Here is a 12,965-nt window from a genome sequence, read left to right as displayed (position 1 = left end):
TAACATCTGCACAAAAAATAGTCGTGTTTCCATCATATATAGAAAGAAAGCTATGCCTTATAAAGAAAGAGAAATAGAGAAGCAGTACTATACCATCGGTGAAGTGGCTGCCATGTTTGATGTGGCTCCGTCCCTGATTCGTTTCTGGGAGACTGAATTTGAACAGCTTAACCCTAAGAAGAACAAGAAAGGTAACCGCCAGTATACCGGTAAAGACATAGAAATGCTGCGGACTGTATACCATCTCGTTAAAGAGCGCGGATATACGATACAGGGTGCCAAAGAGGTGATGAAGAATAAGTCTGTCCAGACAAAAGATAAGATAGAGATCATCGAATCGCTTGAGAAAGTGAAGGCATTTTTAGTGGGTATAAAAGAGCATTTGAACACTAAAGTATAAAAGCCTCGTAAGCCCTTACGATGGCAGAAGATCAGATACTATATGCTGTAGCCTTATCCAGGCTACATGGAGTTGGTCCACAACTTACACGTTTACTGGTTAGTTACTGCGGCTCTCCTAAAGCTGTATTTGAAGTACCCCCAGGTAAACTGGAAAAGATACCCGGCGTTGGTAGTGTCCTGATCAGAAGAATTGCTGAGGGGAAGTCTGCAGCATTACGGCAGGCGGAGGAAATAGTAAAGCGGGCCGGGGAAGAGGGTGTAGAACTATTATTCTATACTTCCTCCAGGTACCCGGATAGGTTGAAGCAGATAGCAGATGCCCCAACACTGCTTTACTATCGTGGCAATGGCAATTTAAACCTGCGCCGGATCATCAGCATAGTTGGTACGCGCCAGATCACCAGCTATGGGCAAACAGTTACCGAACGGATCGTAGAGGAATTAAAGCCCTATAATGCAATGATCGTTAGCGGACTTGCTTACGGCGTGGATGTGGTAGCACACAGGGCAGCGTTGCAGGCAGGTTTGCCAACCATTGGTGTTATGGCAAGCGGTCCGGATATTATCTATCCCTCAGTGCACCGCAAGTATGCGGAGAAAATGCTATCACAAGGTGGTTTGATAACTGAAAACAGCTTTGGTACAAAACCGGATGCTCCTCGTTTCCCGGCGCGTAACCGCATCATTGCAGGAATGTCAGATTGTACAATTGTTGTGGAGGCTGCACTTAAAAGCGGGACTCTGATCACGGCCGACATCGCACACGGTTATGATAAAGAAGTAATGGCTGTGCCCGGAAATATCACCTCCCCGGTATCTGAGGGAACAAATTACCTGATAAAGTCTTTAAAAGCTGTGGCTTATACTTCTGTACAGGACCTGGTGGAACTGATGAACTGGGATCAGCAGGATGATGCAGATGCAAGAGCACGCTCAAAAGCCCCATTCGATCCGGAAGAATTTAATGCTGATGAACTCAAGGTGCTGCATGTGTTGCAGCAGTCCCGGGAAGAACACATGGACAACCTTAGCTGGAAGTCACAGCTTTCTGTAAGTGCCTTGGCTTCTGTGTTATTGGGTCTTGAGTTTAAAGGCATCATTAAGGCAAAACCTGGTAAAGTATTCGCGTTGCTGGCTTAACTTTAACCAATCAGCATACTACCAAATGGCGTAAAGCTGTATATTAGCAGTACTAAAAAATGCTGCATGCACCTGCTCTACAACAACCACTTTATTCCGGAACAAGATTTTACACTGCACCCCTCTAACCGTGCTTTCCAGTTTAATGATGGTTTTTTTGAAACAGTAATGGTAGTGGATGGCGCTCTGCGCTTCTGGCAGGACCACAAAGATAGGATGCAGGAAGCCTCTGAAACGTTGCGACTGGAATTACCGGCATATTTTTTTAGCAAAGCAGTTGAAGAAACACTCCTTGCGCTTGCCCTGAAAAACAATTTACAACAGCATGGCCGGTTAAAATTAAAGTGCTGGCGTGCAGGTGCTGGTCTTTATACTCCGGCAACAAACGAAATAGACTGGCTTGCCACAATTCAGACTGCAAATAAGGTACCTGATTCAGCATTACAGGTAGGAGTATGTAAACGAATAAAAACCATTTACTCTCCCTTCTCCCACTTTAAAGGTCCTAATTCCCTTGTTTATGTCGTAGCAAGCCAGGAAAAGCTGGAATTTGGTTTTGATGACATGCTCCTGCTGGATCAGCAGGATAATGTAGCAGAGCTTACCTCGTCCAATATATTCTGGCTAAAGGATGATGTGTTGTACACTTCCCCTTTAGATACTGGGTGTGTCAATGGTATAGTACGCCGTAATATAAGCAGGTGGTGCCAGGCATCAGGAGTTGATCTGATGGAAGCACATGCCCCTGTTGAAACCTTACTGCAGGCTGATGCCTTGTATGCTGCCAATGTAACTGGTATCCGCGAATTATCCCACCTCGCAAAACAGTCACTCCTTACTAACCCTCCTTTTTATGCCTGGCTCCAAACAAATTTTCAGCAGGCAACCCTTTAATATACCTTTTTTTAGCTTAGTAAATCTGTTACTCAAGTCATTAGTAGCAATTCTTTTTTAAATTAAATGGCTCATGGTCAGCGTTTAAACCTTGACCCTCCTTATCACCCTTAAGAGCTGTTAAAGCCTACTATACTTCCTGTAAATTCTTAACATAGCATAAACGCTATAGTTATTATCGTTATATAAATAGTTGGGTTAAGTAAAGTTACCAAACAAGCAAGTTATTCCTGTACAATTAAAGTCTTACCTCCTATCTTGATAATTAAAGCATTGGATTATAGATAAATGTAATGCAATGTTAAAGCATTTGTTTGAATACGTCTTACCTTAAACACTATTAATTTATGAAACACTTTTACATTTATGCTTCGCTGTTTATGAGCGGGCTCTTAACAGTTCCGGGGGCTTATGCCCAGGGAACCGGAAAGATCAAAAATCAAATAGAGGCCGCTAACGGAACCCCGGCCTTTATTGAATTTAGTAATAACGGGGCTGTCCATCGCTCTGATCAGGCTTCGGAAGTTCTCAGGACTTACCTTAAGTTAGATGCTAAAGACAATATGAAACAAACTGGTGTCGAGAAAGATGAGCTCGGTTTCATGCACCAGAAGTTTGAACAGTATTATGATGGAGTAAAAGTTGAGCATGGTACATATATGGTGCACAGCAAGAACGGCTCTATCCAATCGATCAATGGAGAATTTAAGAAGCTGCATGATCTGAGCACAAAGCCGTCAGTAGGTGAATCTGCCGCTTTAGCAAATGCAATAGCCTATATTGGAGCCTCAACTTATATGTGGCAGGTACCTGCACAGGAGGCATGGGTAAAGGAGCTTAAGAATGACCGTAAAGCGACATTTTATCCAAAGGGTGAACTTGTGATCATTGACAATTACATGCCTTCTGCTAAAGAAACAAGCGGGAAGTCTGTGCTTGCCTGGAAATTCGATATTTATGCCCAAACTCCATTAAGCAGAAACTACGTGTATGTAGATGCTCAGAATGGCAATGTCGTTTTCAAGGATGCAATTATAAAGCATGCCGCTGCAACGGCATCTGCAACTACGCGCTATACCGGTACTATCAATATGACCACTGATAGCTATAGCGGTTCTTATCGCCTGCGTGATTATACGCGTGGAGCAGGAATAGAAACTTATAACTGTAAGACAACAACTAATTATAGTACGGCAACGGATTTTACGGATGGCGACAATACCTGGACATCTGCCGAGTATAACAACACTGCCAAAGACAATGCAGCACTGGATGCTCATTGGGCTGCGCAGATGACGTTTGATTACTTCAAGCTGAAGCACGGACGTAACAGTTATGACAATGCCGGAACAAAGATCAAAAGCTACGTTCATTATGACAAAAGCTATGAGAATGCGTTTTGGAATGGTTCTGTAATGACCTACGGTGATGGTGCTACACGTTTTGACGCTTTAACAAGTCTTGATGTAGGTGCGCACGAAATAGGACACGCCGTTTGTTCCAGCACTGCTGACCTGGTGTACAGTAACGAATCTGGCGCCATGAACGAAGGTTTTTCTGATATATGGGGAGCCGCAGTAGAGCAGTTTGCCGCTCCAACTAAATCTACATGGCTTATTGGCGAGGACATTGACAAGCAGCGTCCGTCGCTTCGTTCGATGAGCAATCCAAAGGCAGAGGGCCAGCCGGATACTTACAAGGGTACAAACTGGTATACAGGTACTGCAGATAATGGTGGTGTACACACAAACAGTGGCGTATTAAACCACTGGTTCTATGTTTTGTCAGTAGGTAAGTCAGGTACTAACGACCTGGGTGTTAGCTACAGCGTTTCAGGAATCGGGATAACAGATGCTGCTAAAATTGCCTATCGTACAGAGTCAGTTTACCTAACTGCCAACTCTACCTATGCTGATGCCCGCACTTATGCGATACAGTCAGCAACAGACCTTTTCGGTGCAGGATCCACACAAGTGATCCAAACAACAAATGCCTGGAATGCAGTTGGTGTTGGCGGAAAATATGGTGAAATCTCTTACTGTACATCTCAGGGTAACAACGCTACTTATGAGTGGATCTCTAGTGTGAAAGTAGGAAGCTTTACTAAAATATCAGGTGCCGCAGGTTACTCAGACTATACTGGCACTACAGTAAGTGTGAACGCTGGTGGTACTTATGCAGTAACGCTTACCCCTGCTTTTGCCAGCACGTCTTATAACGAGTACTGGAAAATCTGGATCGACTATAACAAAGACGGCGATTTTGATGATGCCGGTGAATTAGCTTTCGATGGTGGTGCATTGAGCAAGACGGCAGTGAGTGGTAACATGACAATAGCTTCTACAGCTACCGGATCTACCCGTATGCGTGTTTCCATGAAATACAATGGCACACAATCAGCTTGTGAGTCTTTTGGTTACGGTGAAGTAGAGGATTATACTATTTCCTTCTCTGGTGCCCCTGCTCCTACTTGTTCCGTTCCTGCCAGCCTTTCGGCATCAAATGTTGGGACAACAACTGCCACTTTATCATGGGGTGCAGTTTCTGGCGCTAGCAGCTATAATGTTCGTTTCAGACCAACCGGTACAACTACCTGGACAACCGGTAGCGTTACAGGTACATCAGCAAATGCAACAGGGCTTAGTGCCGGCACAACCTATGAGTATCAAGTAAATACAGTATGTGCCAGTGGTAGCTCTGCCTACTCTTCCTCGTCAACCTTTACTACTACATCCGCAGCCGTGACTTACTGTGCATCTAAAGGCAGCAACTCCAGCTACGAGTGGATTGACCTGGTACAGTTTGGTGGTATCAACAATGCAACCGGCAATGATGGTGGTTATAAGGATTATACTGCACTTACTGGAACGGCTACACGTGGTGGTAGCAGTACCATCTATATTAGTACTGGTTTTTCTGGTACAGCTTACACTGAGTACTGGAAGATCTGGATAGACTTTAACCAGGATGGCGACTTTGATGATGCAGGTGAAATGGTAGTGAGTGGTTCTTCTTCAAGCAGCAGCACCCTGAGTGCTACGGTAGCAGTGCCATCTACTGCCCTGCTTGGCAAAACCCGCATGCGAGTTTCTATGAAGTACAACGCTGCCCAGACTGCTTGTGAAACCTTCAGCTATGGTGAAGTGGAAGATTATAGTGTAAATATCGGAAGCGCCCTTATGGCAAGTGCTTCAAGCAGCAGCCTTAAAGCTGAAACTTTAGGTGATGCTATCGGCGAGGATGTTGTTGTTTACCCTAATCCGGCTAACGCTTACATTCGTATAAACACACCGTCAGAAAGCGCTACAGTTAAAGTACTAAGCGTGACAGGTGTTGAGTTGATGCGTGCTGATATCAAAGCAAGCGGACAGCGCCTGGATATTTCTAAATTGCCTTCAGGCATCTACCTGATCAGTATTTATGATGGGCAGAAAGAAACGCACCAGAGAATTGTGAAGGAATAACAGCCTACATACAGTTTATTTTTATGCAAAACCCCGGTCATTTTGACCGGGGTTTTGTGCTTTTATGTAAATTTTCCTTTCAGAAGCTTTTCCATAAGTGCATTTGGTAACACGCACTCACTAATACTACACTTTTAGCTACCTGCTTTTAGGGTATAACCAGGTATAGTCTAAATGAATTAAACATTTTAGATCCATCACACATATAAATTTCTAGGTGTCGTTTTTCTTAAAATTCTTTGCCTATGAAAATGCAGAAATACCACATAGATCAAAATCGAAGGAAATTCCTGAAGGGTTTTTCCTTCGCACTCGGGGCTACAGCTTTTGGTATGCCCTTACTTTCCCTTGCCTCAGATCAGGCTGGCATCACCCGGAATAAATCAAAGAGATACGATTCCACTTCATCTGGAGTTAAAAAGTTAGGTGTTGCTTTAGTTGGTTTAGGGCGCTACAGTACCAATCAACTGGCTCCAGCGCTTCAGGAAACTGAGAAATGCTATTTATCAGGAATCGTAACTGGAACACCTTCCAAGGCTGGTTTATGGCAAAAGAAGTATGGCATCTCTGAAAAGAATATGTACAATTATCAGACAATGGATCAGATCCGGGATAATCCTGATATAGATATCATATACATTGTTTTACCAAACGGCATGCATGCCGAATATACCATTAAAGCAGCTGAAACAGGAAAACATGTAATTTGTGAAAAACCAATGGCAACTTCTGTCAAGGATTGCCAGCAAATGATTGATGCCTGTAACAGGAACCATGTCAAGCTTTCTATCGGATATCGCCTGCATTTCGAACCCCACCACCAACGCGTGATGGAACTCGGACAGCAGGAGCTTTATGGACCGGTCAAGAAGATTGAAGCTGCAGATAGTTTCGTCTTTCAAAGGGATCCGTCCAGTTGGCGGCTAGATAAAGAGTTGGCCGGTGGTGGACCGTTAATGGATCTGGGCATCTACTGTGTGCAGGGCGCTATTTATACCTTAGGGCAGGAGCCCATTGCTGTTACTGCCAATTTTGATGAAGTTACACGGCCGGATTATTTTGATGAAGTTGAGCAATCAATAAAGTGGCAAATGGAGTTTCCTGATGGTGCAGTTGCTGATTGCAGTAGCAGCTATAATGATAGCGCAAGTCGCTTGTACGGGAAAGCGGAGCGTGGCTGGTGGGAACTCCAACCCTCCTTCGGTTACGGTGGCATCCGGGGCCGAACCAGCGATGGTCCGATGAATTTGCCGAATGTAAATCAACAAGCACGCCAGATGGATGCGTTTGCAACCTGTATTCTGGAAGACAAACAATCCAGGGTGCCAGGCGAAATGGGTTTAAGGGATGTGCGTATACTAATGGCTATATATGAGGCTGCCAGAACCGGTAATAAAGTGAAAATAGGGTAAACTAAGTATCTGACTCCTGCAAATGCCTTCAAAGGACATCGCTCGTTATGAAATTCTTTAGTAGTTTAGCCTTTATACGTTTCTTCTGACTTCGATAAACTATGCAAAATAAAATAAACGTGGGGCTGGTTGGGTTTGGAATGGCCGGTCAGGTTTTTCATGCTCCATTCATATCCCTTGTACCTGGGTTTAATCTTAAAATGATCCGGGAAACACGGCCTGAGAATGTGGAACTGGCAAATACTCGTTATCCTGAGGCGATAATTGTAGATACGACAGGAGCTATACTTTCTGATGAAAACATTGACCTGGTTGTTTTAGCCACACCAAATACTACCCACTTCCAGTTGGCTAAAGAAGCCTTGCTTGCTGGGAAACATGTGTTGGTGGATAAACCTTTTACCACTACCACCGCAGAAGCAGATGAGTTGATCCGGCTTGCCCAGGAGAAAGGAAAAGTATTATCCGTGTACCAGAACAGGCGCTGGGACAGTGATTTTAAAACGGTTTCCAAACTTATTGATAGCGGTTTACTAGGCAACCTGGTAGAGTATGAGGCGCATTTCGACAGATTCAGAAATTTTATTAAAGAAGATACCTGGAAAGAGGAGGCACACCCTGGAAGCGGTATTTTGTATGACCTTGGCTCTCACCTGATAGACCAGGCTTTATACTTATTTGGAATTCCACAGGAAGTTATGGGAGATGTGAGGATTCAGAGAAAAGGCTCTGAAGTGATTGATAATTTTGACGTGGTGCTGCATTATGCGCATTTAAAAGTAATACTGAAAGCAGGGATGCTGGTTAAAGAGCCGACACCGCGTTACAGGCTTTCAGGTGATCAGGGCTCATTTGTGAAGTATGGCCTGGATATACAGGAAGACGCCTTAAAGGCAGGTTTAAGTCCTGCAGGTGCTGCAAACTGGGGCATTGAACCTGAGGAAATCTGGGGAAACATAAACACAAGTATAAAAGGCCTGCAGGTTAAAGGTAAAATAGAGAGTGAGCGAGGTGATTATACGGGCTTATACCAAAACCTTTATAAAGCTATTGCCGGTGAAGAGGAGTTAAACGTTAAACCAGAGCAGGCCCGAAACACAATACGAATTATTGAACTGGCTATGCAAAGCAGCGAAGAGAAAAGAAGAATAGCTTTCAGCTAATTACTACTTCCTAAATAGTATGCAAGCAAAAACGCACAGGCCTTAACCTGTGCGTTTTTGCTTGTATACTTTTAAATTACTGTTTCTGGGGGTACCAGTCTTTAAGCCTGACATCGATCTTTTTATTTTTTGCACTTACCATGTTCTTAAACGCTTCTACATCGCTGAACCCGTTTTGACCGCGGTAATGATACGGGTAAATGATCTTCGACTTAAATTCCAGAACGGCACTGGCTGCCTGGTCGATATTCATGGTATAGGGTAAGTTCATGGACACAAAAGCCACATCAATATTTTTGAGTGCACGCATTTCCGGGATGTCTTCAGTGTCGCCGGAGATATACACGTTTTTGCCTCCCAGGTCAAGTATATAACCATTGCCTCTTCCCTTGGTATGCTTGGCATCTTCAGTTTCTGGCAGGTTATACATCGGAATTGCTTTGATCGGAATACCTGCCGCATCCATGTTTGCACCATTTGCTAATACACGGGCCTGGCTTTTATACTGCTCCGGCAACTGATCCATCACAGCCTGGGGTACAACAAAAATTGCTTTTCCGGTTTCTAAACCGTCCAAAGTCTTTTTATCCAGGTGGTCGCCATGAATGTCAGTTATCAGGATCAGGTCTGGCTTGGTCAGTCCCTGGTAAGCTTCTGCTCCACCATAAGGATCAACATAAATTGTTTTTCCATTCCAGTTTAGTACCAGCGAACCATGCATAATAGGTTGGATGGTAAGTGGTCCTTTATTTGTTTTGATAGTATCTGGTGTGGCACGTTGCTGGGCGCTTGCCTGAAATATTATGAAGCTAAAAAGCAGTGCAAACAGGATCTTTTGTTTCATGGTCTATGATTTTTGATTTCTGTATTAAACTATGCTTGGTCCATAATGTTTAAACAGCCACAGGTGCTTTTATGCCGGGATACGAATCATAGTTCACCAGCTTGAAATCTTCAAAACTAAAATCAAATATATTTTTGACCTCGGGGTTAAGTTCCATTGTAGGTAATGCCTTCGGTTCACGTGTAAGCTGAAGCTGCGCCTGCTCCAGGTGATTCTGGTAAAGGTGTGTGTCCCCTCCTGTCCAGATAAATTCACCCGGCTTCAATCCAGTTACCTGTGCCATCATTAAAACTAGAAGTGCATAAGAGGCAATGTTGAAGGGAACTCCTAAAAATACATCGGCAGAACGCTGGTATAATTGGCACGATAGCTTACCCTCCGCTACATAAAACTGGTAAAATGCATGACATGGAGGCAACTTCATATTCTCAATTTCGGCCACGTTCCAGGCACTGACAATAATGCGTCTGGAATCAGGATTATTTTTCAGCTGATTAACTACCTGAGAAATCTGGTCTATGTGGCGGCCATCCGGAGTAGGCCAGCTACGCCACTGTGAACCGTAAACAGGACCAAGATCGCCATTCTCATCTGCCCATTCATCCCAGATGGATACCTTGTTGTCTGTAAGATACCGGATGTTGGTGTCGCCTTTCAAAAACCATAACAACTCATGAATGATGGATCGGAGGTGCACTTTTTTGGTAGTAACTAGAGGAAAACCATCTTCCAGGTTAAAACGCATCTGGTAACCAAAAATACTGAGCGTACCGGTACCTGTTCTATCTTCTTTTTTAATCCCGTTATCCAGGATATGCTGCATCAGGTCTAAATACTGTTTCATGGTTTATGTATGTTCTGCCGAAATCTAAATATAATATGAAAAATCGGATTGGTGGGGCGTGCATTCTAAAAATGTGAGGATGTTTTTAAGCATAAAAGGCCTCCTGGAGTACAGAAAGCCTTTTAATAAAGTATTTGCACAACTAGCGCTGCGCTTTTGTTTCCTTTGCTGCTTTGGATGCTTCTGTTTTGGTTTCCTCTTTTTTCATGCAGCAGGACTTGCCTTTTTCAGAGGAGGACGAAGCCATATGGCAGCTCTCTTCCTTCACAGCTTTTTTGCCTTTTTTTGTTTTGGCACTGTTTTGTTGTGCATGCTCTTTGGTGCACTTACCCCCTTCGCAGGCATAGGCAGGTGCTAGAGTTGTGGTAAAGGCAAACCCGGCAAAAGCTAATGTAAGAATAATTTTTTTCATGCTTCTTTGCTTTATTTCGTTAAAACAAATCGAACTACCTTTAGTTGTTCATTCGTAAAAGTACGTTTCTTCGTCAAATATCAAATGATTTTATCAATCAGCTAGTAAGTTTGAATTACAAAAAGATAAGTTACCTGGTATTACTGCTTGTAGCCCTGTTAACGGCTGTAAGTGTTTATTACGCCTCCAAGTTACGCTTCGATTATAACTTCGATAATTTTTTCCCGAAAGGCGACCCTGACCTGGCTTACTACTTCAGTTACCGGGATAAGTTTGGTAACGATAATGATTACATTCTGATTGGTCTGGATAATAAGGGAAGCCTTTTCGACCAGCAGTTTCTGACAAAAGTGGATAGCCTGACCCGCTTTATTCAGCGGCAGCCGCATGTGGAATCGGTGCTCTCTCCTACTACCGTTAAAAGTCCTGTGATTGAGCAGTTCGGATATTTTGAGATACCTTACCTGCACCCGGAAGAGCCGGAACGGTTCAGCCAGGATTCAGCGTTGATCTACAGTACTGCAGGGCTGGTGGGTACCCTCTTTTCGGAAGACGCTACTTCGGTTTCTCTTTTCGTTCAAACTACGGATGACCTGGGTAAAGGTGCTAGCGATACGCTGATGACTGCTTTATACCAGGAACTCGACGCCCTGGGCTTGCAGGAACATCATATTGCCGGTAAAGCTTTGGCCCAGTCTGTGTTTATTGAGAAAATGCAGGTAGAATTAGTCCTGTTCATGTCAGCTTCTATCCTGCTGGTTATACTTTTTCTATGGATTACCTTCCGGACACTGTGGGGCGTATTGGTACCTCTTTTGATAGTTTTACTGGCTGTTTTATGGGGGCTCGGGGCAATGGGGATTTTCAACAAACCCATCGATGTGATGACGGTGCTGCTGCCAACAATTATTTTTGTGGTAGGCATGTCAGATGTCATTCATATACTTTCCAGATACCTGACAGAGCTTAGCCATGGCACTCCAAAAATAGCTGCTATAAAAATTACCATGCGAGAAGTGGGACTTGCAACGCTGCTTACGTCCCTGACAACGGCAGTGGGCTTTTTAACCTTACTGACCACATCAATTGTTCCGATCCGCAATTTTGGCCTTTATACCGCTATTTCCATCGGCCTGGCTTTTGTACTTGCCTTTACCGTGCTGCCTGCGCTGCTAGTTTTGCTTAAAAGGCCGGATGCGCAGAAGGTGCGCTACAAAACCATATCCTGGCCAATTATGCTGCGCCGTATGTTGCGTTACATACTCCGTAAACCAGCTCTTATCCTTTCAGTCAGCGCGGGTTTAACCCTCATCAGCCTGGTTGGTATCAGCATGATCAAGGTAGATACGACACTGTTGGAAGACCTTGGCGATGAGGACCCGATCATACTTGACTTTAAGTATTTTGAGCAGAAGTTCTCCGGTGTTCGTCCCTTTGAACTACATCTGATAGCAGCTCCCGGCCATTCGGTATATGATTATGAGGTGCTCAAAGAAATTGATGAGATTGAGCGCTACCTTTACAATTCTTACGGACTAAATTTTATAACTTCTCCGGTCACTTTAGTAAAAACAATTAACAGGGCGCAGAACGGAGGGCTGAACGACTATTACAGACTTCCAGCAAATAAACAACAACTGCAGCGTATCCGTAGGCAACTTGAAACTTTCAAGAACAGAAGCGAACTGCGCAATGTCGTTACTCCGGATGCTACAGAAGGCAGGCTTACAGGTAAAATGACAGATATAGGTAGTGCTGCGGCAACCGATCTGAATGATTCACTTCGCGCGTTCATTTCCAGTCATGTTAACCCTCAGTATCTCCGGACAAGACTCACAGGCAGCGCCCTGCTACTCGACAAAAACAATGAGTACGTGACAATGAACATGATGCAGGGGCTGCTGATAGCATTTGGAGTGATTGCCTTGATTGTAGGGATGATATTTCGCTCTTTCAGGATGGTTTTAATTTCGCTGGTGCCCAATATCATTCCGCTGCTAATGATCGGGGGGATAATGGGCTTTCTGGGCATAAATCTTACAGTTTCTGTGTCTATTATCTTTACCATTGCTTTTGGAATAGCCGTTGACGATACGATCCATTTTCTTAGTAAACTAAAGCTCGAGCTTAATGCCGGTAAGTCCTTGCCCTATGCCATCAAACGTTCGTTTATTTCTGCTGGCAAGGCTATAATTATTACCTCCTGTATTCTGATGGGTGGATTTATGACGCTGGTATTTTCCTCTTTTGACGGTACCTTTTACGTAGGTCTTTTTGTAAGCCTCACCCTGCTGTTTGCCGTTATCGCTGACCTCTTTTTATTACCTGTACTGATCCTCTATTTTTATAAGCCCGGAAAAAAATTTAGGGGCTAGTCCAATAAGATGCTC

At 43.9% G+C, this 12,965-nt stretch carries 10 protein-coding genes; 7 read left to right on the top strand and 3 right to left on the bottom strand.

Annotation, left to right across the window (positions count from 1 at the left end):
- The first annotated feature begins 52 nt into the window (after positions 1 to 52).
- From ACSX1A_RS06995 to ACSX1A_RS06970, 6 genes are all read left to right on the top strand, one after another.
- Positions 53 to 400: a MerR family transcriptional regulator gene (locus ACSX1A_RS06995; protein WP_439882905.1), complete on the top strand. Its 348-nt coding sequence runs from the start codon at positions 53 to 55 to the stop codon at positions 398 to 400.
- Positions 401 to 420: 20 nt separating this feature from the next.
- The gene (gene dprA / locus ACSX1A_RS06990; protein WP_439882904.1) at positions 421 to 1,542 is read left to right on the top strand and encodes a DNA-processing protein DprA; all 1,122 of its coding nucleotides are present in this window, start codon (positions 421 to 423) and stop codon (positions 1,540 to 1,542) included.
- 66 nt (positions 1,543 to 1,608) lie between these two features.
- On the top strand, positions 1,609 to 2,436 hold the full coding sequence (locus tag ACSX1A_RS06985) for an aminotransferase class IV (protein ID WP_439882903.1): 828 nt from the start codon (positions 1,609 to 1,611) through the stop codon (positions 2,434 to 2,436).
- Between the two features lie 347 nt (positions 2,437 to 2,783).
- Complete coding sequence (locus ACSX1A_RS06980; protein ID WP_439882902.1) at positions 2,784 to 5,900, top strand: M4 family metallopeptidase; 3,117 nt, start codon at positions 2,784 to 2,786, stop codon at positions 5,898 to 5,900.
- Positions 5,901 to 6,145: 245 nt separating this feature from the next.
- Complete coding sequence (locus tag ACSX1A_RS06975) at positions 6,146 to 7,312, top strand: Gfo/Idh/MocA family protein (RefSeq protein WP_439882901.1); 1,167 nt, start codon at positions 6,146 to 6,148, stop codon at positions 7,310 to 7,312.
- Between the two features lie 101 nt (positions 7,313 to 7,413).
- The gene (locus ACSX1A_RS06970) at positions 7,414 to 8,475 is read left to right on the top strand and encodes an oxidoreductase (protein WP_439882900.1); all 1,062 of its coding nucleotides are present in this window, start codon (positions 7,414 to 7,416) and stop codon (positions 8,473 to 8,475) included.
- Positions 8,476 to 8,551: 76 nt separating this feature from the next.
- On the opposite strand, the gene ACSX1A_RS06965 is transcribed toward ACSX1A_RS06970, so the two are convergent.
- The 3 genes from ACSX1A_RS06965 to ACSX1A_RS06955 form a co-directional block, all read right to left on the bottom strand.
- Complete coding sequence (locus tag ACSX1A_RS06965; protein ID WP_439882899.1) at positions 8,552 to 9,319, bottom strand: MBL fold metallo-hydrolase; 768 nt, start codon at positions 9,317 to 9,319, stop codon at positions 8,552 to 8,554.
- A gap of 49 nt (positions 9,320 to 9,368) precedes the next feature.
- Positions 9,369 to 10,163, bottom strand: a complete 795-nt coding sequence (locus ACSX1A_RS06960) for a thymidylate synthase (protein ID WP_439882898.1) — start codon at positions 10,161 to 10,163, stop codon at positions 9,369 to 9,371.
- Positions 10,164 to 10,305: 142 nt separating this feature from the next.
- A complete protein-coding gene (locus ACSX1A_RS06955) occupies positions 10,306 to 10,575 on the bottom strand; it encodes a hypothetical protein (RefSeq protein ID WP_439882897.1) in 270 nt (89 codons plus the stop codon).
- Between the two features lie 110 nt (positions 10,576 to 10,685).
- On the opposite strand from ACSX1A_RS06955, the gene ACSX1A_RS06950 reads away from it, so the two are divergent.
- Complete coding sequence (locus ACSX1A_RS06950; protein WP_439882896.1) at positions 10,686 to 12,950, top strand: efflux RND transporter permease subunit; 2,265 nt, start codon at positions 10,686 to 10,688, stop codon at positions 12,948 to 12,950.
- The last annotated feature ends 15 nt before the right edge of the window (positions 12,951 to 12,965 follow it).

Source organism: Pontibacter sp. MBLB2868 (assembly GCF_051904785.1).
In the GTDB taxonomy this organism is placed as follows: domain Bacteria; phylum Bacteroidota; class Bacteroidia; order Cytophagales; family Hymenobacteraceae; genus Pontibacter.
The sequence above is the reverse complement of the archived record's forward strand: the minus strand, read 5'-3'. Positions and strand labels throughout refer to the sequence as shown.